Annotated in this window: 26 protein-coding genes; 19 read left to right on the plus strand and 7 right to left on the minus strand. The window is 34.0% G+C overall.

Translation table 11 applies throughout. The features are described from left to right. The 11 genes from WBQ70_RS10200 to WBQ70_RS10250 all read left to right on the plus strand — a co-directional run. Positions 1-699 (plus strand): saccharopine dehydrogenase NADP-binding domain-containing protein (locus tag WBQ70_RS10200; protein ID WP_423913682.1); only part of this gene is annotated, 699 nt, incomplete at its 5' end. Positions 700-895: 196 nt separating this feature from the next. Then, the gene (hemC, locus tag WBQ70_RS10205) at positions 896-1,825 is read left to right on the plus strand and encodes a hydroxymethylbilane synthase (RefSeq protein ID WP_423913685.1); all 930 of its coding nucleotides are present in this window, start codon (positions 896-898) and stop codon (positions 1,823-1,825) included. Further along, on the plus strand, positions 1,822-2,505 hold the full coding sequence (locus WBQ70_RS10210; protein WP_423913688.1) for a uroporphyrinogen-III synthase: 684 nt from the start codon (positions 1,822-1,824) through the stop codon (positions 2,503-2,505). The genes hemC and WBQ70_RS10210 overlap by 4 nt, the downstream gene beginning before the upstream one ends. A 55-nt stretch (positions 2,506-2,560) precedes the next feature. Next, positions 2,561-3,136: a hypothetical protein gene (locus tag WBQ70_RS10215; protein ID WP_423913691.1), complete on the plus strand. Its 576-nt coding sequence runs from the start codon at positions 2,561-2,563 to the stop codon at positions 3,134-3,136. Between the two features lie 60 nt (positions 3,137-3,196). Continuing rightward, on the plus strand, positions 3,197-4,225 hold the full coding sequence (hemE, locus tag WBQ70_RS10220; RefSeq protein WP_423913694.1) for a uroporphyrinogen decarboxylase: 1,029 nt from the start codon (positions 3,197-3,199) through the stop codon (positions 4,223-4,225). A 54-nt stretch (positions 4,226-4,279) separates the two neighbouring features. After that, positions 4,280-5,950: an ATP-binding protein gene (locus WBQ70_RS10225; RefSeq protein WP_423913695.1), complete on the plus strand. Its 1,671-nt coding sequence runs from the start codon at positions 4,280-4,282 to the stop codon at positions 5,948-5,950. Between the two features lie 64 nt (positions 5,951-6,014). Next, a complete protein-coding gene (gene hemF, locus WBQ70_RS10230) occupies positions 6,015-6,941 on the plus strand; it encodes an oxygen-dependent coproporphyrinogen oxidase (protein ID WP_423913698.1) in 927 nt (308 codons plus the stop codon). Between the two features lie 17 nt (positions 6,942-6,958). Next, positions 6,959-7,978 carry a DUF4421 family protein gene (locus WBQ70_RS10235; protein WP_423913700.1) on the plus strand — a complete coding sequence of 340 codons (1,020 nt, stop codon included), beginning with the start codon at positions 6,959-6,961 and terminating at the stop codon, positions 7,976-7,978. 18 nt (positions 7,979-7,996) lie between these two features. Beyond that, positions 7,997-9,007 carry a porphobilinogen synthase gene (gene hemB / locus WBQ70_RS10240; RefSeq protein WP_423913702.1) on the plus strand — a complete coding sequence of 337 codons (1,011 nt, stop codon included), beginning with the start codon at positions 7,997-7,999 and terminating at the stop codon, positions 9,005-9,007. Positions 9,008-9,073: 66 nt separating this feature from the next. After that, positions 9,074-9,484 (plus strand): c-type cytochrome, encoded by a 411-nt coding sequence (locus WBQ70_RS10245; RefSeq protein ID WP_423913705.1) that lies wholly within the window; start codon positions 9,074-9,076, stop codon positions 9,482-9,484. 228 nt (positions 9,485-9,712) lie between these two features. Then, a complete protein-coding gene (locus tag WBQ70_RS10250; RefSeq protein WP_423913708.1) occupies positions 9,713-10,129 on the plus strand; it encodes a c-type cytochrome in 417 nt (138 codons plus the stop codon). On the opposite strand, the gene WBQ70_RS10255 is transcribed toward WBQ70_RS10250, so the two are convergent. From WBQ70_RS10255 to WBQ70_RS10275, 5 genes are all read right to left on the minus strand, one after another. Then, on the minus strand, positions 10,121-10,762 hold the full coding sequence (locus tag WBQ70_RS10255; RefSeq protein WP_423913711.1) for a nucleotidyltransferase family protein: 642 nt from the start codon (positions 10,760-10,762) through the stop codon (positions 10,121-10,123). The two genes, WBQ70_RS10250 and WBQ70_RS10255, sit on opposite strands and share 9 nt — an antisense overlap. Beyond that, positions 10,752-11,513 carry a xanthine dehydrogenase accessory protein XdhC gene (gene xdhC, locus WBQ70_RS10260; RefSeq protein WP_423913713.1) on the minus strand — a complete coding sequence of 254 codons (762 nt, stop codon included), beginning with the start codon at positions 11,511-11,513 and terminating at the stop codon, positions 10,752-10,754. Before xdhC ends, WBQ70_RS10255 begins: the two co-directional genes overlap by 11 nt. Positions 11,514-11,531: 18 nt before the next feature. Beyond that, complete coding sequence (locus WBQ70_RS10265) at positions 11,532-13,715, minus strand: molybdopterin cofactor-binding domain-containing protein (protein WP_423913716.1); 2,184 nt, start codon at positions 13,713-13,715, stop codon at positions 11,532-11,534. Continuing rightward, on the minus strand, positions 13,715-14,176 hold the full coding sequence (locus WBQ70_RS10270) for a (2Fe-2S)-binding protein (RefSeq protein WP_423913718.1): 462 nt from the start codon (positions 14,174-14,176) through the stop codon (positions 13,715-13,717). The genes WBQ70_RS10265 and WBQ70_RS10270 overlap by 1 nt, the downstream gene beginning before the upstream one ends. Positions 14,177-14,273: 97 nt before the next feature. Then, positions 14,274-15,614, minus strand: coding sequence for a serine hydrolase domain-containing protein (locus WBQ70_RS10275; protein ID WP_423913721.1), 1,341 nt, complete (start codon positions 15,612-15,614; stop codon positions 14,274-14,276). 172 nt (positions 15,615-15,786) lie between these two features. Here WBQ70_RS10275 and WBQ70_RS10280 point away from each other — a divergent pair, with 172 nt between their 5' ends. From WBQ70_RS10280 to WBQ70_RS10315, 8 genes are all read left to right on the plus strand, one after another. Then, entirely contained in the window at positions 15,787-17,001 is a 1,215-nt protein-coding gene (locus tag WBQ70_RS10280; protein ID WP_423913724.1) for an aminotransferase class V-fold PLP-dependent enzyme, read from the plus strand. A gap of 10 nt (positions 17,002-17,011) precedes the next feature. Then, positions 17,012-17,455 (plus strand): hypothetical protein, encoded by a 444-nt coding sequence (locus WBQ70_RS10285; RefSeq protein WP_423913727.1) that lies wholly within the window; start codon positions 17,012-17,014, stop codon positions 17,453-17,455. After that, the gene (locus WBQ70_RS10290) at positions 17,445-17,864 is read left to right on the plus strand and encodes a SufE family protein (protein WP_423913729.1); all 420 of its coding nucleotides are present in this window, start codon (positions 17,445-17,447) and stop codon (positions 17,862-17,864) included. Before WBQ70_RS10285 ends, WBQ70_RS10290 begins: the two co-directional genes overlap by 11 nt. 230 nt (positions 17,865-18,094) lie before the next feature. Then, positions 18,095-18,349: a GxxExxY protein gene (locus WBQ70_RS10295; protein WP_423913732.1), complete on the plus strand. Its 255-nt coding sequence runs from the start codon at positions 18,095-18,097 to the stop codon at positions 18,347-18,349. Further along, positions 18,340-18,522, plus strand: a complete 183-nt coding sequence (locus WBQ70_RS10300) for a GxxExxY protein (RefSeq protein ID WP_423913734.1) — start codon at positions 18,340-18,342, stop codon at positions 18,520-18,522. The genes WBQ70_RS10295 and WBQ70_RS10300 overlap by 10 nt, the downstream gene beginning before the upstream one ends. A 113-nt stretch (positions 18,523-18,635) precedes the next feature. Next, entirely contained in the window at positions 18,636-18,959 is a 324-nt protein-coding gene (locus WBQ70_RS10305) for a DUF59 domain-containing protein (RefSeq protein WP_423913737.1), read from the plus strand. Positions 18,960-19,038: 79 nt separating this feature from the next. After that, positions 19,039-19,551: a DUF2480 family protein gene (locus tag WBQ70_RS10310; RefSeq protein WP_423913740.1), complete on the plus strand. Its 513-nt coding sequence runs from the start codon at positions 19,039-19,041 to the stop codon at positions 19,549-19,551. A 267-nt stretch (positions 19,552-19,818) separates the two neighbouring features. Further along, the gene (locus tag WBQ70_RS10315; RefSeq protein WP_423913747.1) at positions 19,819-20,709 is read left to right on the plus strand and encodes a DUF3078 domain-containing protein; all 891 of its coding nucleotides are present in this window, start codon (positions 19,819-19,821) and stop codon (positions 20,707-20,709) included. Between the two features lie 64 nt (positions 20,710-20,773). Here the strand turns inward: WBQ70_RS10315 and WBQ70_RS10320 are convergent, their stop codons facing one another. Both WBQ70_RS10320 and WBQ70_RS10325 read right to left on the minus strand, forming a co-directional pair. Next, entirely contained in the window at positions 20,774-21,994 is a 1,221-nt protein-coding gene (locus tag WBQ70_RS10320; protein WP_423913743.1) for an MFS transporter, read from the minus strand. A gap of 92 nt (positions 21,995-22,086) precedes the next feature. Then, positions 22,087-23,127, minus strand: a complete 1,041-nt coding sequence (locus WBQ70_RS10325) for a Gfo/Idh/MocA family oxidoreductase (protein ID WP_423913745.1) — start codon at positions 23,125-23,127, stop codon at positions 22,087-22,089. Between the last annotated feature and the right edge of the window lie 332 nt (positions 23,128-23,459).

The following is a 23,459-nucleotide window of genomic DNA, read 5'->3' on the forward strand; positions in this document are numbered from 1 at the left end:
AAAAATATTCTGCTTTTCGGAACAGGGAAAATCGGTAGAAATACCTGTGAAAATTTGGTCAAACATACCAAAAACGAGCATATCACACTGATTAATAGAACTAAAGACAAAGCTGAAAAACTAGCAGGTAAATTGAATTTAATTGTAAAAGATTATTCTGAATTGCATCTAGAATTGCAAAAAGCGGATGTTTTGGTCGTAGCCACTGGTGCTCAAAACCCAACGGTCGATAAAGCCATTTTGAATCTAAAGAAACCTTTGTTGATTCTGGATTTATCGATTCCTAAGAATGTAAATGAGGATGTTGAGGAGATAGAAGGTGTAACGTTGATTCATATGGATTATCTTTCTGAATTGACAGATGAAACATTGGAAAATAGAAAAAAACACATTCCTGAAGCAGAGGCTATTATTGAAGAAATAAAAGAGGAATTCATTACTTGGACTAAAGGACGAAAATTTGCGCCAACAATCAACGCATTGAAAGCCAAATTGAATGACATCAAAAAAGCCGAATTGAATTTTCAAAGTAAAAAAATAGCCGGTTTCAACGAAGAACAAGCCGAGATTATCAGTGCAAGAATCATTCAAAAGATTACTACGCAGTTTGCGAATCATCTAAAAGACGAAGGTACAATGGTTGATGAAAGCATCGAATGGATTGAAAGAGTATTCAAAATCGAGGCTTTGGTTAAATAATTTTTTTTTAAAATTAAACCATTAAGAAATTAAGATTCATTAAGCAAACAGAATTAATCTGTATTCTATTTATAAAAAGTGAAAGAATTTTAATTCGTGAATTGGTAGCTGAAAATTTAAAAAGCCTAGTTAATAACCTTAATTTCTTAATGGTTATAAAAAATTAAATGTTTAAAAACATTTGCAAAAAATAAAAATGGCAGAAAAAACAATACGTATTGGTACTCGAGATAGTGAATTGGCTTTGTGGCAAGCCCATACTGTTCAAAAAAAGCTAAATGATTTAGGGTTTAAAACCAAAATTGTTGCCGTGAAATCTACAGGAGATATCGTTCTAGATAAACCCTTATACGAACTAGGAATTACCGGAATTTTTACCAAAACATTAGACGTTGCCATGATAAATGGTGATGTTGATATTGCTGTGCATTCTATGAAAGATGTACCTACAGCTTTGCCAATAGGAATTGTGCAAGCGGCTGTACTTGAAAGAGCTAATACCGTCGACGTTCTAGCTTACAAAGGAAACCTTGATTTCCTAAATGGAAGCGGAACAATTGCTACTGGAAGTTTGCGTCGTCAAGCGCAATGGTTGAATAAATATCCGACTCATAAAGTAGTGGATTTACGGGGAAATGTCAATTTACGTATGCAAAAACTAGCCGATAACGACTGGAACGGAGCAGTGTTTGCTGCTGCTGGACTGGAACGCATCAATTTAAATCCTGAAAATCATATTGCTTTAGACTGGATGATTCCTGCTCCTGCACAAGGTGCTATGCTGGTTGTGGCCTTGGGGAATGATAATTTTACGCTGGATGCTTTATCTCATTTGAACGATATCGAAACGGAAATTGCTACCTATATAGAACGCCAATTTTTACGAACTTTGGAAGGTGGTTGTACCGCTCCCATTGGGGCTTTGGCAAAATACAATGAGGAGGATGATACGATTCATTTTCAAGGAGCATTATTTTCATTAGATGGAAAGCAAAAAATGGAAGTGGACAAAATAGTTCCTATCGAAGAATGGAAAAAACTAGGATTTTATGCAGCCAAAGAAATTTTAGATAACGGCGGAGCGGAATTGATGGCAGAAATTAAAAATAATCTAAAGAAACAATGAGCCAAATAAGCATATTATCCACCAAAACATTATCGGCAGAACAAAGACAAGTCTTTCTTGATGCTGATTTTGATCTATTGGAACAAGATTTTATCGAAATAAAAAATAACCTTTTTGAACTGAATAAAATTAATAATAATTTAATTTTTAGTAGTCAAAATGCTGTTTTGAGTTTGATGGAACAAAACGGTTGGGAAGTTTTAAAAACCAAACCTGTTTTTTGTGTTGGGATTAAAACCAAAGAATTATTAGAAGCAAATGGTTTTACTGTGGATGTCTACCTAGACTACGCATCGGAATTGGCCGAAATCATTACGTTGATTTACAACAAAGAAAGCTACACTTTTTTGAGTGGAAACTTACGCAGGGAAACCTTGCCTAAAGCTTTAAAAGACGCTGGTATCACTTTTAACGAAATAGAAGTGTACGAAACCAAGTTGGCTCCTTTCAAAATATCAGATCAAGAAAACTTTGATGGAATAATGTTCTTCAGCCCATCGGCGGTGGAAAGTTATTTATCCAATAATAAGATTAAAAAAGAAGTTTGTTTTTGCATTGGTACGACCACTGCATCAGCATTAGAAGGAAAGAAAATTAAAAACATTGTAATTCCAGAAATCCCAACTATCGAAGAGGTGATTGTGGAAGTATTACAACATTATAAACCTATTTCTGAATAGGAAAATAGGGAGTAAAAATTAAAATGGCTTTGAGCAAAATAAAATAGCACAACAAATGAAAATTCACCTATACAAAATTATTGGTCTTATATTTTTAACAATAATTACAGCTTTCCAAACTAAGGCACAACCCAAAATAGGCAAAGCCATTAAAGCATCTATAGGTTACGGTATAAGTGTGCCTTACGATTACGAAGATATTATAGGAACAGGTTTCTACGCTCAAGCAGAATATGTCATCGGTATTTCAAAATGGTTTGGAATAAAACCATATGCTGGACTTATATTAACATCTGAAAATAAAGACAATAAATCAAATCCATTTGGGTATAAGGTGACATCAAATGCATTTTTACTTGGTGGTAAAGCTCGGATTTGCGCCCCAATTCCATATGTTGCTCCTTATATTGAAGTTGGTATTGGTTTGTCCGCAGGTTCTTTTGAAACTTATACGGCCAAAACTAATGATATTCAAAAAAAGGGTATACTACCACATATACCGTTTTCTATTGGATTAGCTTTAGGAAAAAAACATAATGTAGATGTAGAATTTACTTACTACTACCACCCAGCAGTAGAACAATTCAGTGGAGCAATGGCATTAGGCTTTTCTATTCCTTTGGATAAATAAAAACGCAAAATCAAAAAATAATCAGCTAAAAGCCAAAAGCGACTAGCCAATAATAAGAAAATGATAAAAAACGACTTATTTTTAAGAGCATTAAAAGGAGAAACAGTGCAACGTCCACCAGTATGGATGATGCGTCAAGCGGGTAGGTATTTGCCTGAATTTATCGCTTTGCGTGATAAATATGATTTTTTTACCCGTTGTCAAACGCCAGAGTTGGCTGCTGAAATTACCGTGCAACCTATTCGTAGAATTGCTCCAGATGCTGCAATTTTATTCTCGGATATCTTGGTAATTCCACAAGCTATGGGAATTGATGTAGAGATGAAACCTAATTTTGGTCCGTATTTACCTAATCCTATTCGCACGATTCAAGATGTGGAAAGAGTAATTGTTCCTGATGTTCATGAAACTTTAGGATACGTTTTTGACGCCATCAAATTGACCAAGGAAATGTTGAACGATGAGGTGCCATTAATTGGTTTCGCAGGTTCGCCTTGGACTATTATGTGTTATGCAGTAGAAGGAAAAGGTTCTAAAAGTTTTGATATGGCCAAAGGATTCTGTTTTCAACATCCAGAAGCTGCCCATGTTTTATTGCAAAAAATCACTGATACAACTATTTTATACCTAAAAGAAAAAGTAAAAGCGGGAGTTAATGCCGTTCAAATTTTTGATTCTTGGGGCGGAATGTTATCTCCAACAGATTATCAGGAATTTTCATGGAAATACATTAACCAAATCGTGGAAGCATTAGCTGATGATGCACCAGTAATTGTTTTTGGAAAAGGATGTTGGTTTGCTTTGAACGAAATGGGAAAAAGCCGTGCTTCTGCTTTAGGAGTAGATTGGACGTGTTCGCCAAGAAATGCTCGTTATTTATCTGGTGGAAACATCACTTTACAAGGAAATTTCGATCCATCAAGATTATTATCGCCAATTCCTGTGATTAAGAAAATGGTTCACGAAATGATTGACGAATTTGGTAAAGACAAATACATCGTGAATTTAGGCCACGGTATTTTACCAAATATTCCTGTGGATCACGCGAAGGCGTTTATTGATGCAGTGAAGGAGTACGGGGTGAAGTAGTTGATGATTTACTTAAAAACTAAGTTTGCTTTCCTATATTTGTAAGTAACAATTATGACTGAAATGACAGAAAAAGAGCTACACGACTATTTAAAAACTAACTACCCACTTGAAAACGAAAAATGTGAGTGGAAAGAATTTAAGTCTTTAAAAAGTGCTGTTTCTGGAAGAGCAGGAGATGATGTCATCTCTTATATTTCAGCCATTGCAAATATGCAAGGGGGACATTTAATTATAGGTATTCATGATCAAACACTTGAAATTGTAGGTATTCAAGAATTTGCAGGCTATACAATTGAAGATATTAGATTTAGAATAAATGGAAATGTAACCAATTTAAATATTGAAGCATTTAGTGTTCAGGAATTCATTGCTTCTGACACTAAAAAGATTGTTTGGGTTTTTTATATTCCCAAACATCAATTTAGACTACCTGTTTACGCTCATAAAAAAACATGGCAACGCATAGATGATAATTTGGTAGAAATGACAAAAGCTCGTTTGGATGCGATTTTGACACAAGTTCAAGTAAATGAAGATTGGTCTAAAGTTATTATCGAAGAGGCGACTATTGAAGATTTAGATCAAGATGCTATACTAAAAGCACGAATAGAATTCAAAAAGAGAAATCCTAAATATTCAGATGATGTTGATCATTGGAAGGATACTGATTTTTTAAACAAAGCAAAACTTACTATTAAAGGGAAAATAACAAGAACTGCTTTAATTCTTTTAGGAAAAGAAGAGTCAGAGCATTTTTTAAATTCTTCGGTAAAGATTAGATGGAATTTAAAAACTCTTGATAATCAAGACAAAGATTTTGAAATATTTTCAGTTCCATTATTATTATCAATAGACGAAGTTTTCAAGAAAATACGGAATTTAAAATACCGTTATCTTCGTGATGGTACACTATTTCCTGACGAGGTATTGCGTTATGAACCATTTACTATTCGAGAGTCATTAAATAATGCAATTGCTCATCAAGATTATTCTAAAGGTGCAAGAATTAATGTAGTTGAGTTTGAAGATGACCACTTAGTGTTTTCTAATTATGGCTCTTTTTTGCCAAAATCTGTAGAAGATGTTGTTTTAAACGATACTCCCGAGGAAGTGTATCGAAACCCGTTTTTGGTTGAAGCAATGAAAAATTTAGATATGATTGAGACTCAAGGGGGTGGAATTAGAAAAATATTTAATTTTCAAAAACAACGATTTTTCCCATTACCAGATTACAATTTTGAAGACAACAAAGTAAAAGTAACAATAACAGGTAAGATTTTGGATGAGAATTTCGCTCGAATTCTTATACAAAATTCAAAATTGACATTAAACGAAATCATTTTATTAGATAAGGTTCAGAAGCACAAAGAGATTAATGAAATTGAATTTAAGTATTTAAAGAAAACTAATTATATCGAAGGTAGAAGACCTAACATTTATTTATCGTATGATATTATTGAGTCAACAAATGATGAAAATTTACAAGCTGAATATTTAGCTAATCGTAGTTTTGATGACGCACATTTTAAAGAGATGATACTTGAATGCCTTAAAAAATGGGGAAAAACGAAACGAGATAAAATTGATAACTTAATTATTCCTAAATTATCGACTGCTCTTTCAGATGAAAAGAAAAAAAATAAAGTTACTAATTATCTTTCTGCATTGAGGATAGAAGGTAAGATTGTTAACACGCCAGGGTATTTCTGGGAAATCGTTTAAACACTTTTAAACACTTTTTAAACACTTTTAAACACTTTTTAAACACTTTTTGCATTTCAATTAAATGAAAAATAAATTTTACCAATACATACAAACCTTACAAGATCAAATTTGCCAAGGTTTAGAAGCCGTTGATGGTCAAGCTAAATTCAAAGAAGATCTTTGGGATCGTCCAGAAGGAGGTGGAGGAAGAACTCGCGTAATTGAGAACGGAGCCGTTTTTGAAAAAGGCGGTGTCAATATCTCAGCCGTTCATGGAAAATTACCAGATGCCATGCAAAAAATGTTTGGCGTAGGCGAAGCGGATTTTTTTGCTTGTGGATTGAGTTTGGTTTTACACCCAAAAAACCCAATGGTACCTACAGTACATGCTAATTGGCGTTATTTTGAAATGTATGATACTTCGACAGAGCTCAGTACAGGTCCACGAAAAGTAATTCAGCAATGGTTTGGTGGTGGACAAGATTTAACACCTTATTATTTATTTGAAGAAGATGCGGTTCATTTTCATCAAACTTGTAAAACGGCTTGCGATAAGCATAATTCAGACTTTTACCCTCAATACAAAAAGCAATGTGATGCTTATTTTTGGAATGCACATCGTAATGAAGCACGAGGAATAGGAGGATTGTTCTTTGATTATTGTAAAGAAACCGAAACGATAAAAATGCAAGATTGGTTTAATTTTGTGTCCGAAGTAGGTAACAGTTTTCTTGACGCATACGTTCCTATAGTGGAAAAAAGAAAAAATTTAGTATATTCGGATGCTAATAGAACTTGGCAAGAAATACGTCGTGGGCGCTATGTGGAGTTCAATTTAGTACATGATAAAGGAACTTTATTTGGTCTAAAAACCAATGGAAGAATCGAAAGTATTTTGATGAGTTTACCACCACATGTTCAGTGGGTGTATGATCATCATCCTGAAAAAGGAAGTGAGGAAGAAAAATTAATTAAGGCATTAATTAATCCTAAAGATTGGGTAATATAACAGAGTAAAAATCTATTATGTTTAGAGTTATTGTTATTTGTGTGTTTTTTTCAAACTATCTTCAAGCTCAGGAAGACGGCGCTTTGGAACACGCTATGAATCATAAATACAATCCAATTTACCGAGTAAATTACTTTGATAAAATGATTCTAAAAGTCGATGTCAACTCGGAAGAAGAGAGTTTTCAGACCAAAAATTTTGAAAGTTTAAACTCTGATAAAAATATATTTCATACCAACCAAAAATTAAATTTAAGATTATCCTTTGATTATGATTTTTTAGGACTGTTTATTTCAACTTCGCCTAACTTTTTACAAGAAAAAGGAAATGGAATAGCACAAACGAAAACATTAGATTTGAGTTTTAAATTTTTTTACTCTGACAGACTCCGACAAGAAATTGATTATAAAAACAGAACGGGGTATTATTTAGACGATAACAGCGGCAGAACGTTTTCTTTTCCTGAATTGAATAAACAAACCATAGGAGGAAGAACCTTTTATATCTTAAACAATAATTTTTCGTATCGTGCTTTTGAAAATTTGACCGAAAGGCAATTAATTAGTGCTGGAAGTTTTATTCCTTCAATTGGGTATTATTTTAATAAATTAATAGTAGACAACAACTACAATAGTTTCAAGAATTTATCCCAAATTAATTCATTTGATTTTATGCTTCAGATGGGGTATATGTATAACCTCGTAATAGATAAGCGTTGGGTTGGTTCATTTGGAATACATCCAGGGATAGGTGTTAATTATTCCCAAAGTACTTTCAAAAAAGCAAACGAAGATTTATTAGAAGAGACTAAACGAACCAATTTCAATTATAATTATAAAATGAATTTTTCTATAGGATATAATGGAAAAAATATCTTTTCAGGAATAAAGTATAATTATCAAAATTTTGAATATGATACTAAATACAAACCTGATTTAGTCAATACAAGATCTCAAATTGAAATTTATGTAGGACATCGCTTTAATGCATCAAAGTCTATAAAGCAGGTTTTTAAAAAAATAAACGATATATTTTAACTGATAAATTAAAGACATATGTTTCCAATACACAGAGGCAGAAGATTACGTACTAATGAATCCATTCGTTCGTTAGTTCGTGAAACAAGTTTAAGTCCATCCGATTTTATGTTTCCTATGTTTGTAGCAGAGGGCGAAAATGTAAAAGTTGAAATTCCATCCATGCCTGGTATTTTTCGTCGTTCAATTGATTTAACTGTTGAAGAAGTCAAAGAATTGTTTGCTTTAGGCATTCGTGCTGTGAATATTTATGTCAAAGTATCTGAGAATTTAAAAGATAACAAAGGTGTTGAAGCATGGAATCCTAATGGATTGATGCAACAAACCATTAGAGCGATCAAAACCGCTTGTCCGGAGATGATTGTCATGCCTGATGTAGCCTTGGATCCGTATTCTATTTATGGCCACGATGGCATCATTGCTAATGGCGATGTAGAAAACGACTCTACTGTCCAAGCCTTGGTAAAAATGGCAGTTTCTCATGCGGAGGCGGGTGCTGATTTTGTAGCACCATCGGATATGATGGATGGACGTGTCTTGCGTTTGCGTCAAGGATTGGATGCGGCGGGGTTTCACAACGTGGGTATTATGAGTTATTCGGCTAAATATGCATCGGCATTTTATGGGCCTTTTCGTGATGCTTTAGACAGCGCACCAAAAGATACTACAACTAATGCTGAGCCTGTCGAAATACCCAAAGACAAAAAAACCTATCAAATGGATTATGCTAATCGCATTGAAGCCATTAAAGAAGCTGTTTGGGATGTTGAAGAAGGTGCTGATATGGTGATGGTAAAACCTGGAATTGCCTATTTAGACATTGTACGCGAAGTCAAAAATGCAGTCAATGTTCCTGTAACGGTTTATCACGTTTCTGGCGAATACGCCATGATCAAAGCCGCTGCTGAAAGAGGTTGGCTTGATAATGACAAAATCATGATGGAGCAACTTATGTGTATCAAGCGTGCGGGGGCTAGTTTAATTTCAACTTATTTTGCCAAAGAAGCTGCGATACTGTTGAATAAATAGTTTGATAAATATCATTCTTTATATCCCAAATTAAACCTAAATTAGAATCTAATAATAAATAATAAGATGAAAAAAACACTCCTATTTTGTTTAGTGTTTCTCGTTTTTGCTTGCAAAAAGCAAGAAGCGGAACCTTTTGGACAATCGGAAGAAACTATAAAAGAAGCTGTTTCAGAAGGAATGCCGGCGTCTAATAAAACTCCTGCGCAACTGGGCGAAAATATTTTCAATGGCAAAGGGAATTGTGCAACCTGTCACAAAGTGGATACTAAAACAATTGGTCCAAGTGTTCAAGAAATTGCAAAAACCTATAAAGATAAAAATAGCGACATCGTAAAATTTTTAAAAGGCGGTAGTGAAGCAATTGTAGATCCCAGTCAATTTGAAGTTATGAAAGCTAATTTTGCCATTACTAAAGCTATGACTGATGACGAACTAGAAGGACTTGAGGCATACATTTATAGCAATTTAAAGTAAATTGATTAGGACATTAAAGAGTACTGCGTATTTATTTCTGACTGTTCCTGGAGTCTAATATGGATTATTTCTAAAATTAAAAAAAATTCGTGACAGAAGCTTAAAAACGGTCTTATTTTACCTCAATATAAATGAAAATTAACCATTATTAATGAATAGGAAGGGATGGCTTAGTTTTTGATTTTATTATAATCAATAACGAACCAACTATTTAACTAGTTTTAAATTATGAAAAAATATCTATTAGGAAGTGTTTTTATTGCCTTTGGCTTATTTAGTTTTACCAACCCAACAGAAGGTGAGGAAATACCTGTTTCTACTATTGTACAACAAGCTAGCAAAGGAAAATCTATTTACAACAAAGTGTGCATGTCATGCCATCAGATGAATGGAGCTGGAATTCCAGGTGCTTTTCCTCCATTAGCCAAATCAGATTACTTGAATGCAGATGTCAATAGGTCTATAAAGCAAATTCTAAATGGTTCATTAGGGGCGATTACTGTAAATGGGAAAAAATACAATACTCCTATGCCAAAACAAAATCTTACAGATCAACAAGTGGCAGATGTTTTAACGTATGTGTACGCAAGTTGGGGAAATAATAAATCAATAGTAACCCCTGAAATGGTGAAAAAATTACGATAAAATCACGCTTTTTTGAATGAAACGATCCCAGTCTTCGGGTGTATTCAAATTAAGTATACTATCTGAATCCTGAACAGCTACATTTGCTAGCTTTTTAGGATTCTTTTTTTTGATTAAAAAATCCAAACGAGCATTTTCGTCCATAATCTCCATTCGTAAAATAGGATTCCAAAAAGAAGGGGAGGTTTTTATAGGATGACCATTCTTGCCTTTATAATTAGGTAAGACAATACAATTTTCGGTTGTAATGATTTTTTCTAATTCGTTAGCATTCAAAATGGGTACATCAATAGGGTGAATTAAAACCGAATGTTTTTTAGGAATTTGATGCAAAATGGTTTTCAACATAGAAAACGAACCACGTTCAGGTTCAAGATTCACCACTACTTTTATTTTTAAATTATTATAGCAGACAAATTTTTCTTGAGCATCTTTCAACCAGGGAATTACACAAAAATAGTCTTGATGATAAAAACCCAATCCCACATAAACGATGGTTATAGTTGATTGTGAAATGCGGTTGAGTTGCTCTAGAATCCAAACCGTATTTTTGTACGCCAATAAACCTTTAGGAAAACCCATTCTCTCTGATTTTCCTCCAGCAAGCATTACAAAAACTGGTTTATTTTCCATAATAAATTTGTAATAGTTCAGCAGCAATGCTAATGGCAATTTCATGAGGATTGTTTCCACCTAAATCTAAACCTATAGGGCAATGTACTGGACTAATGCCTTGTTCAAAATTCAATTCATGAATAAGCATTCCGTTGAATTTGTTTTTCTTGGTTTTACTTCCTATTAAACCAATATATTTGGTCTCCGAATGCAATGCCAAAGCCGTGATTTCAAAATCTAATTTATGGTCATGAGTTAGAATGACACAGTAACAATTAGAGCCCCAATTTACCTTTTGTTTGTACAAATCAAAAGGAGCATCAATAAAATTCACGTTTTTATCAATGACAATCGTTTCTCTCCAACCTTCCCGACTGTCTAATAAATTGATTTTAAAAGGAGTGCCAATCAAAACATTAGATATAGCAACACCGATATGTCCTGCGCCAAAGATATATAACTCTGGCGCTTGATTCATAGGTTCAATCATAAGTTCTACTTTTCCGCCACAACATTGTTCAAATTCAGGGCCCAGTGTGTATGTAAAGGAAGTGGTTTTATTGTTTTTTATTGTTTTTACTGCTTCATCTATGACTTGGAACTCTAATTTTCCACCGCCAATAGTACCGTAAAATTCTTGTCTATTAACAACAATCATTTTAGAGCCCAAACGGCAAGGAGCAGAGCCTAAAACCTTAGTAACAGTTACTAAAGCAACAGGTGTTTTTTTTGTTTCAAATTCTTGTAAAAGACTAATCCAATGATTCATGTAATAGCAACTATAGGATTAAGCCAATTCGTAATCACTCAAAGGCATATTGTAGTATCTTTTACCAGTAAGTTTAAAAACAGCATTGTAAATCGCAGGCGCAATTACGGGCACACCAGGTTCCCCAATACCTGTGGGGTCTTCATTACTATCCACAATTTCGATATGTATTTTTGGAGCATCACTCATACGAGCGATCCTATAATCTCCAAAATTAGATTGCTCGATAGCGCCGTCTTTAGCAGTAATTTTTCCATAATAAGCTAATGAAATTCCAAACATAGTTGCCCCCTGTATTTGTGCTTCAATAGTGTCTTTGTTGATTACTTTTCCGCAATCCACAGCAGTATATACATTGTGTACTTTTACTAAGTCATCTACGATTGATACTTCAACGATGGAAGCTACATAAGTCAAAAAACTATATTGTACTGCTAATCCGTAGGCATGACCTTCGGGTAACTTTTTCCCCCAATCGGCATTTTTGGCTGCTATTTTAAGGACATTTTTCAGTCTAACATTATTGTATTTATTAGCTCCTTTTCCTGTAGGGACTTTGTCTTCTCCTAATAAATTTAGTCTAAATACTAACGGATCTTGATTGGCAGCTTGCGCTAATTCGTCTACAAAAATATTGATAGAAAAACCGTGTAAGATATTAATAACGGAACGTAACCAGCCAATTCTGACATGTGGTTTTACTTTTCCCACTTCGACTTTAAAATTAGGAAACTCATAAGGGATATTTGATGCACTATCTATTTCACCACTAGCAGGCACCTCAGCTGTAGGGTCAAATGTAGAGCGAATCGATGGAAAGGCGGAACGATGCAACCAGCCTGTCACATTGCCTTTTTTGTCTAAGGAAGCTTTTAAATATTGTGCACTCACAGTATGATAATAACCGTGTTGAATTTCGTCCTCACGAGTCCAAACCACTTGAGCTGGTGCATTTATTTGTTTCGAAATCATGGCTGCTTCCACTGCATAATCAGGTTTTGATTTACGTCCAAAACCACCACCAAGTAGTGTTACATTTATCGTGACTTTATCCAGATCAGTTTTTAAGAAAGCACTAACTTCTCTACGAGCGGATTGAGGATCTTGTAGAGGCGCCCATACCTCACAACGATCTCCTTGAACCCATGCCACCGCATTTGGTACTTCCATAGGGGCATGCGCAAGGTGTGGCAGTTGGAAGGTACTTTCGACTATTTTTGTTGCTTTGTCAAAAGCTTTATTAACATCGCCGTTTTCTTTAATGACTTGACCTGGAGTATGTACTTTTTCGGTTAGTTCAGTCATATATTGTTCTGAATCGTAAACGACATTTTTGCCATTGTCCCATTCAATTTCTAAAGCCTCTTTTCCTTTGAAGGCGGCCCAAGTATTGGTAGCAACTACGACTACTCCTCCTAGTGGACCAAAAGCTTTTGCGATTCTTGGAATTTCAAAAATCGCTTCAACTCCAGGGATTTTCATGGCATTGTCTTTATTGAACGATTTCACTGTTCCATAAGTAACGGGACAACGAGCAATGGCAGCATATTTCATATTAGGCAAACGGAAATCGAGTCCAAAGACAGCGCTTCCAGTAACGTATTTTTTGACATCAACTGTTTTTAGTTTCTTGCCGATGTATTTATAATCTTTTGGATCTTTAAAAGTTAGCTCTTTTGGTATGTCAATAGTTTTCGCTATTTCGACTAAATCACCAAAACCAATTTTCTTTCCGCTACTATGAACAATAAAGTGGTTTTCAGCACGGCATTCTGTATCAGGTACATTCCATTTTTTGGCTGCAGCCGAAATTAAAATCATTCGCGTAGTAGCTCCCATTTTTCGCATGGTATCAAATAGATAACGCACACTTCTGGAACCGTCAGTGTTTTGATCGCCATATTTTGCATCACCTGTAGCTTGCTTGATGCTCACTTTATTCCAATCTGCGTCCATTTCGTCAGCAACTATTGATGGTAAAGATGTTCGAACACCATTCCCCATTTCAGATCGAGAAGCAACGATAATTAAACTACCATCAGCATTCAATTCGACAAATAAATTGGGGTTAAAACTACCTGCTAAAACCGAATCTTTTTCATTCGCAAATAATGAAAACTGTCCCGCTATAATTAATCCTCCTGATGTCAATCCTACATTTTTTAGAAAAGAACGTCTGCTTATATTTTGGATGTTACTCATTATTTGTTTCTTTTTTTAAGTTCAACAGCATGGTTTATGGCATTTTTGATACGTGGGTAGGTACCACAACGACAAATATTTCCACTCATAGCATCATCAATATCAGTCTCTGATGGATTCGTATTATTGTTTAATAAATAAGTGGCAGCAATGAGCTGTCCTGGCTGACAAAAACCACATTGCGGTACATTAAACTCTTCCCATGATTTTTGAAGCAGTTGTAGGTTTTCAGTAGTTCCTTCAATTGTAAGGATGGATTTTCCTACGGCTTCAGAAACAGGTGTCAAACAGGAAAAAGTGATTTCGTCATTAACTAAAATTTTACAAGCGCCACACGCTCCAACACCGCAACCGTATTTAGTTCCTGTAAGTCCTATACTGTCTCGAATAGCCCATAGTAAAGGCATGTCAGGAGTGACATCAATGCTATATTTTTTTTTGTTAATGAGTAGTGTAATCATGTTTGTTTGATTTAATGTTATAAGAAGGTACAATTTATTTTATTTTTCTGGATTTCATGTTCTTAATTTTACCCCATTGTAAGAAAAATTTATCTTATTAATGGATAGTTTCAACAATCTCTTTTAAAAACATATTAAAATCAAATGCCTTGTCACCCATGAGTCCCATTCGAACAATGACCATTTTTTTGGAGGGAATTATAGCAATCATCTGTCCTTGAAATCCACTGCAGTAAAATAGGTCTTTAGGCGCATCGGGAAATTTGCCACCGGCATTGAGCCAAAATTGTGCTCCATAACCTTTGTTCGAAGTTGCGGTGGGCGTTGCGGAATATTGAACCCAACTAGGACTTAGGATTTGCTCGCCATTCCAATTGCCTTTGTGCAAATAGAGTAATCCAAACTTTCCCCAATCTCTGGTAGTTGCCCAACCGTAGGATGATCCCACATAATTTCCAACCATATCGGTTTCAATAATCATCGAATGCATGCCTATTTTGTCAATTAAATTCATGTACCAAAAATCCAAATAGTCTTGATGGTTTTTGAATTGGCTTCGCAAAATTTTAGACAGTAAATTAGTCGTTCCTGAGGAGTAGTTCCAATGCGTATTAGGTTTGTAAGCAATTGCTTTGTCCATTTGTACTTTTCCCATGTCTTCGGCTTGAAAAAGCATTTGTGTAGCATCACAAATAGTACTGTAATTTTCGACCCATTCTAAACCTGAATTCATGTGTAGCAAATCATTGGTGGTAATGTTCTTGCGGTCGTCTTTTTTCCATTCGGGAATAGGTGCGGGTTTATAAATGTCAAATTTCCCTTGTTGCACTAGAACACCAAAAACGGCACTTGTAATACTTTTGGTCATTGACCATCCTAATATTTTACTTTTTTCATTGAAGCCATGCGCGTATTTTTCGGCCACAATTTTATCTTTATAAATAACAACTACAGCCCGAGATCGTTTTTCTTTTCGATTCCCAATGTCAAAAGCATTGTCTACAGCCACATTCAATTTTTGATAATCGATGTTGTCAAAAAGTGTGTCTTGCGGTTTTTGATTTCCATAAGGATATAGTCCAGGTTTTGATTTTAATCTTTTAGGAATTAAATAGGGTTTGGAGGTATCAAAATTATCGTTGATTAAAGTAGCGCCAAGTCCATGACGATAAATGGCCTTTCGTTTTTTGATGCCATAAACCGATGCAGTGGCTTGTTTTTTAGTTTCATCAATCGCATTGGTTGCCAAATCAAGCAAATCAATATCATTATCTTGTGCTTCAATTAATTCAAGTGGCCGATGGTCTATAAAATGTCCCGAAGCCACACTTTTGGCTGAAAAGCCTGAAATCAAATCCAATTTGGGATAAGTAGTCCATCCAAAATATGTGAGAATAAGCGCTATGGTTAGGATTAGAAAGAGGAGTATTCTTTTCATTTTCAATAGGTTTTAACCGCAATTTAATTATTTTTAGAGTATAAATAGTTAAATTGATTCCTCCCATTTGCCTCAAAAATGAATATTATAATCAAATCCTAAAAATTCGTGAATTCGTGGCTAAAACAATTTAGAATTAGTACTTTTGTATTTAGAATTTTTCTAAATAATTATGCTAGATATTACAAAAATAAGAGCCGATTTTCCTATTCTTTCTCAAAAAGTAAACGGAAAATCTTTAGTATATTTCGATAACGGAGCCACTTCTCAAAAACCACAAGTGGTGATCGATGCCATTGCTAAATATTACCAAGAAATTAATGCTAATATTCATCGAGGCGTGCATACGTTAAGCCAGTTAGCTACTGATGCCTATGAGATTTCTCGTGGAAAAGTGCAAGCGCATATCAACGCTGAACACGCACATGAAGTGCTGTTTACTTCAGGGACGACTTTTGGAATTAATTTGGTTGCCAATGGATTTGCAGCTATTTTGAAACCAGGGGATGAGGTCGTTGTTTCTTCATTGGAACACCATAGCAACATCGTGCCTTGGCAAATGCTTTGCGAAAAAACAGGAGCTACACTTAGGGTAATTCCAATAAATGACGAAGGGGAATTGATTATGGCGGAGTACGATAAATTGTTATCGGATAAAACTAAAATCGTTACGGTAAATCATATTTCCAATGCACTGGGAACAGTCAATCCTGTGAAATACATGATTGAAAAAGCACATGAAGTAGGGGCTGCTATTTTGATTGATGGCGCACAAGCGGTACCGCATATCAAGCCCGATGTTCAAGAATTGGATTGTGATTTTTATGTTTTCTCTGGTCATAAAATGTGTGGGCCTACGGGAACAGGAATTTTATATGGAAAAGAAGTTTGGTTGAATAAATTACCGCCATATCAAGGTGGAGGTGAAATGATCAAAGAAGTCTCTTTCGAAAAAACTACCTATGCTGATTTGCCACATAAATTTGAAGCAGGAACGCCTAATATTGCAGGTGGAATAGTTTTAGGAACGGCTATTGATTATATGAATTCAGTGGGATTTGAGAACATTCAACAACAAGAACTGGAGTTGTTGGACTATGCAACGAAACAATTATTAGAAATTGAAGGTTTGCGTATTTTTGGAACTTCTAAAAATAAAACATCGGTGATTTCTTTTAATATCGAAGGGATTCATCCGTATGATATTGGTTCGATTGTAGATAAATTAGGAATCGCTGTTCGTACGGGACACCACTGTGCACAACCGATTATGCAATTTTACGGAATTCCAGGAACCATTCGTGCTTCTATTTCTTTTTACAATACCAAAGAAGAAATTGATAGCCTTGTGGCAGCGGTCAAAAAAGCGAAAATGATGTTATCATAAAGACTGAACTATGAAAATACTCTCGCTATTACTTCTTAGTCTTTTTATCACCAAAAGTGGTTGTGCGCATTCTGATATAGATATGAAAACGGCAGTAGTTGAATATGTAGCGAATACGAGAGGTTTTTATCAAAAGATAACCATTAATAATCAAGAATTTTGGGTTACAACCGATCGTTCGGGAAACGAAAAACCCAATAAAATAAAAATTTCTGACAAGGATTGGAATGCGTTCGTTGGTTTGTTTGAAAAGGTCGATTTAATCCAACTAGAAACTTTAAAAGCGCCGACGCAAAAAAGGTTTCATGATGGAGCCGCCATAGCTAATTTAGCAATTACCTACCAAGACAAAAAGTATGAATCGAGTAGTTTTGATCATGGATTTCCACCCGAAGAAATTAAAAAAATAGTAGAAAAAATAAATTCATTTGCAAAACAAAACAATGACAATTAAAGCAATACAAGATGAAATAGTTGATGAGTTTTCAATGTTTGATGACTGGATGGAACGCTATGAATACATCATCGAACTTGGGAAAAAATTACCACTCATAAACGAAGAATATAAAACCGACGATAATTTAATCAAAGGCTGCCAATCAAAAGTATGGTTGAAAGGAGAACAAAATGAGGATAAAATTGTTTTTACTGCCGATAGTGATGCGATTTTAACCAAAGGAATTATCGCAATATTGATTCGTGTTTTTTCGAATCAATCGGCTATTGATATCATTAATTCAGACATGAGTTTTATCGATGATATAGGATTAAAAGAACATTTATCACCCACTAGAGCAAATGGATTAGTATCGATGATTAAGAACATCAAGATGTATGCGATTGCATTCAATGCTAAGGCGTAATTTTTTTTAAACCATTTAAGAAAAGTAAGAGCATTTAAGCTTGGAGCGGTTTAAAAATTGAAACATTTAAGATATAAATCGATGATTTTTTTTTAAACCATATAAGAAACTTAAGAACAATTAAGTTTTGGTGTGGAGAAAAATTTTAAGAGCATTTAAGTTGAATACTGAGGTTTTTTAAAAACAGATAAATGATTATTTTTGAATACTACAACATAAATTAAATTTGAATGGTTACAAAAAAGTATTTGAAAAATTTAATGTATCAAGTGAATGGAGCAGCTATAGATATTCATAAACATTTAGAACCCGGACTTTTGGAAAGTGTTTATCATAAATGTATGATTCATGAATTAAAGTTAAGAGGTGTTAATTTTAAATCAGAGCTTATTATTCCTATTGAATATAAAGGCATAAGTTTAGAATCGGATTTAAGATGTGATTTGTTTATTGAGAATTGTTTATTGAGAATTGTTTGGTTGTAGAATTAAAAGCCGTTGATAAAATAATTCCTGTTCACACCGCCAAGTTATTATCTTATATGAATCTGCTCGAAGCACCAATGGGATTGATGATAAATTTTAATGTCACAAATATTTTTGACTATGGACAAAAATCATACGTAAATGATTTATATCGTAGATTAGAAGAAGAATGATAATTAAAACCAATTAAAGAAGCTTATATACACAAACCTTATATGTTCTTAAATTTCTTAAATGTTTTAAAAGAAATAAGACTTATATGTTTAAAAATTTAAAAAACAGAAAAATGGAACAAGAAATAGACACAAACGAATTAGGCGAATCAATTGTAAAAGTTTTAAAAACGATTTACGATCCAGAGATTCCAGTTGATATATATGAATTAGGATTAATTTATGACGTGATGGTAAGTACCGATTTCGACGTAAAAATCTTAATGACACTTACCTCTCCTAACTGTCCAGTAGCAGAGAGTTTGCCTAGAGAAGTTGAGGAAAAAGTAAAAAAAATAGAGCATATTAGAGATGCTGAAGTGGAAATCACTTTTGATCCACCATGGAGCAAAGACTTAATGAGTGAAGAGGCTAAGCTAGAATTAGGAATGCTTTAATATAGTCCAAAGTTAGAAGTCATAGAGTCTCAAAGTATTTGACTTTATAACTTTTGACATTTGACTTTAAGACTAAATTATGGAGGAAATAATTAACAAAGTGGCACAAAGCCAACTCGAAGTTTTTGATTTAGAAGATTATTATCCAAAAGGGATTCGTACACAAATCGATATATCACAATGGCTTATCGAGGGCTTTTTATTAAAAGAAAAAGACTTTAGAGAAGCATTGAAAAATCACGATTGGTCGCAATATCAAGATCATTTGGTTGCCATTCACTGTAGTACGGATGCGATTGTACCAGCCTGGTCTTCTATCTTAGTTACTATTCAATTAGCTCCTTTTGCAAAGAAAATAATTAATGGTTCCCTCGAAGATTTAGAGGCGAGTTTGTATGAAGAATTACTCTCAAAAATTGATTATTCTGGGTATCAAGACAAAGCTGTAATTATAAAGGGATGTTCTCGTAAACCTGTTCCTATGCGAGGGTATGTATTGGCAGCACATTATTTGCAGCCTTTTGCACGCAGTATTATGTATGGTGAAGCCTGTTCAGCAGTGCCATTGTATAAAAAGGTAAAAACAGTTTAGATTTTGTCCAAAAAAAGCAACTGTTTATCGTTAATTTTAAACGTTTGACTAAAAAATACTTTCAATTTTTAATAAAGAAAAAAATAGTATATTTTTTTCTTCGTTATTCTATTTAAAAGGTTGTATTTCAATGAAATACAACCTTATTTTTTGGTGTTATTTTTTCTTTTTTTAATACTTTTAAAGTGTAATATGTTGTTTTTTAAGTTGTTATCATGTTTTTTGGTTTTTAAAATAAATTTTATATTTGCTTAAAAATTGAAAATGATGAAAAAATTAATATTATTATTCGCACTTGCTTGTTTTAGTGTAACTATTGCTCAAAAGACTGAAGGAGAATTGATCAAGGTAACATCAGATGCCGAAACCAAAGCAAAAGACACTACAAATATAGGATGGAAACGAGGAGGGAATTTTACGTTTCTTTTCAATCAATCAGCATTCAACAATGAATGGTTAGGAGGAGGGACTTCTAGTGTTGCGGGGAATTTAGGGATCAATTATGATTTTAATTATAAAACAACTCGTACTATTTGGGACAATAAAATTATCGCAGCCTATGGTTTGACGAAACAAAAAGACAAAGAAATGTCTAAAACGGATGACCGTTTAGAATTTACTTCTCTTTACGGTACCAAAGCTTCAGGGTACTGGTTCTATTCAGGTTTCTTGAATTTTAAAACACAAATGGATTCAGGATTTGATGTTAAAACAAATACGCGTATTTCTCATTTCTTTTCTCCTGCCTATTTACAAGTTGGTCCAGGTATGCTTTGGAAGAAATCTGAACTTTTAAAAGTAAATATTGCTCCAGCAACATCAAGATTAATTTATGTACACAAGCACTTTACTGAATTTGGACCTTCATTCGGTGTAGAACAAGGAAAGAATACTCGATTTGAATTTGGTGCGGCTTTAAATGCATATTATAAATTCACTTTGTTTGAAAACGTAACGATGGAAAACATTTTGAACTTGTATTCTAATTATTTAGATATTCCACAAAATGTAGATGTGGATTACCAAATGAACGTAGTTATGAAGATCAACAAATTCATGTCGGCTAATATTGCTTTTCAAGCCATTTATGATGACAATTCAATCAAAGCAGTTCAGGTTAGAGAAGTATTTGGTTTAGGAATTAATTATGGTTTCTAATATAAAGAACATTTAAATTTTTACGAAAATCCCTTTTGAAGCAATTCGAAAGGGATTTTTATTATTATGATGCTTCTTGTATTAATTTAATTTTACTAACCATAAAAGAAATTAAGATTCCAAAGATTCCAATAAAAGCAAAGGAAAAGCGTAATCCAAAAGCTTCAGCTATGTAACCAATGATGGGTGGTCCCATTAAAAAACCTAAGAAACTCACGCTCGATACGATAGTAATAGATTCTCCAGGAGGTAAGTTAGGATTTTTTCCAGCTATGCTAAAAAGGGTAGGAACTATCGTTGCAACACCTATTCCAACTAGCATAAATGCAAATACACAGGGGATAATGTAGGGAAAAATTACGGCTGTAAACAAACCTGTAGAAATCAAGAAACCGCTGATTTGTAAAATTAATTTTCGCCCATATTTTAAAATAATTCTATCTCCTAAAAATCGCCCCGAAGCCATCATAATCATAAAAGAGGTATAGCCTAAAATAACCAAAGGACCAGGAGCTTTGACAATATCTTTAAAATAAACACCACTCCAATCAAACATTACGCCTTCACTTGCCATCGAGCAAAATCCAATGACACCTAACATTAACAAGCTTTTATCTGGTTTAGAAAAGAACTTTTTATTCTGGTCTTTTGGGATTTCTTTGGCACGAATCAGATATTTATAATTAAATGCTATTAGTAGACTGACAATAAGTAGAATGATAAGAAAATGTTGGTGGGGGGTAAGGTGTAGCGCTAACATTCCTAATCCAATTAATGCCCCAATGAAACCTGCAAAACTCCACATGCCATGAAAAGAAGACATGATGGTGCGTTTGAATAATTTCTCGGCATATACACCTTGAGTATTCACCGCTATATTAGTTATGTTAGCAAAAATCCCAAAGAAAAACAAAGCCAAACCTAAATGCCATGGCTGCGTTGCCAAGCCGATATTAGAAAGACTGAAAACATATAAAAAAGTTGTCAAAAGCAAAACCCAATGACTCCCGAAGCGCGTTACAATTTTTCCCGAAAAACCCATGATAACCAATTGTCCGAGAGGTACAGCAAATAAAATCGTTCCTAATGCTGCATCACTAAGATGCAATGATGTTTTGATATCAGGTATTCGACTTGCCCAGGATGCAAAACAAAGTCCTTTTCCAAAATAATACATTGAAATCGCCCAACGTACTCGGTTGAGGTATGATGCTTTAGCATTTTTAAATGTCTTTTTGTATTCGCCTTTGGCTTTAAATCGGCTTGTTATATTAAAAAAAATCAAATTTTTATATTTTTAGGAATAATGCAAAAATACAAAAAGCAATCACCATAGGATTGATTTTGATGACAATAGAATTGTAAAGAGGTGTTAAATTATAAACTAATCATTCTTTTTTTAGCATGACTTTCTATAGCAGCTTCAATAATTTGCATGACTTGAATGCCTTCATGAGCTGTAACAGGCTCTGGTTTGTTTTGTGTAATTGCTTGGTGCATGCCATCAAAATAGTCATAATAATTACCTTGAAGTGTTGGGATTTTTTCACGTATTATTTTGCCATCAATTTCGGTGTGCCATAAACCTTCGTTTTCTTTGGTTTCTGTTCCCCAATCGTCTAAATTGGGTTTATAATTTAGTTTTAATAAATCTTCTTGAATATCGCCTCTTGGTTTTAAGAAAGTTCCTTTAGTACCTTGAAGAATAAAGGATGGAATCATTTCACGATTAAAAACACCTGCTTTTAATCTGACCGTTAGATTTGAGTAATACAAGATAATATCCATCCAATCATCAACTAGTGAATGTTCTCTAGTGACTCGAATGTTAGCATAAACGGCATTGGGGAAACCAAATAAACATAAAGCTTGGTCAATCAAATGAGGTCCTAAATCTTTCAGAATTCCTGACCCTGAATTTACTGTTTCTTTGTGTTGTTTTGGACTTAAATTAGGATTGTAGCGGTCAAAATGGAATTCAGCTTCTACAATTTCACCAAGACTTCCTTCGTTCAGTATTTTTTTTACTGTTTTAAAATCACTGTCCCATCTTCGATTTTGGAAAACAGCTAATTTTAATCCTTTGATCGTAGCCAAAGCTTTTAATTCTTCGGCTTCGGCAACGGTGGTGGTAAATGCTTTCTCAACAATAGCGTGTTTACCAGCTTCTAAGACTTTTTTAGTAAACTCATAATGCGTAGTAGTGGGCGTATTGACGATAACTAAGTTGGCATCACTTTCAAGAATGCTTTCTAAACTCGGATAGCTTTTTACTTCAGGATAATCTGCTTGTATTAATTTTGAGCTACGCTCCCAAGAACCCATCAGTTCAAAACCAGGATGTAAAGTTATAAAAGGTGCATGAAATACTTTGCCAGACATGCCATAGGAGAGTAGTGCGGTTTTTATTTTTTGCATGGTATTTTTTTTTGGAAGTTAGTTTAGTATTGTTAAGTTTCCGTCAGAGTCATGAGCTTTTCAACCGCTAATTCACAAATTGTATTAAAATTTAAAAGTATAGATTAAAAAATAAATCTATGAATCTGCTGTAATTTTTTAGCTTATTCTTCTGTCAATTTTTGAGTTAGAATATAGTTTTTTTGAACCTATTACATCATTGAGAATGTTCAAAAACAAATTTAAGTGGGATAAAATAAAAATAGTCTTGATTTCTTCATTAATTAACAAACATTTAAAAGGTTATGGTGTATTATTGCAAAAGAAATAAAATAGAAAAGCTTACTTTTGTG

This window comes from Flavobacterium sp., from assembly GCF_049590715.1.
In the GTDB taxonomy this organism is placed as follows: domain Bacteria; phylum Bacteroidota; class Bacteroidia; order Flavobacteriales; family Flavobacteriaceae; genus Flavobacterium.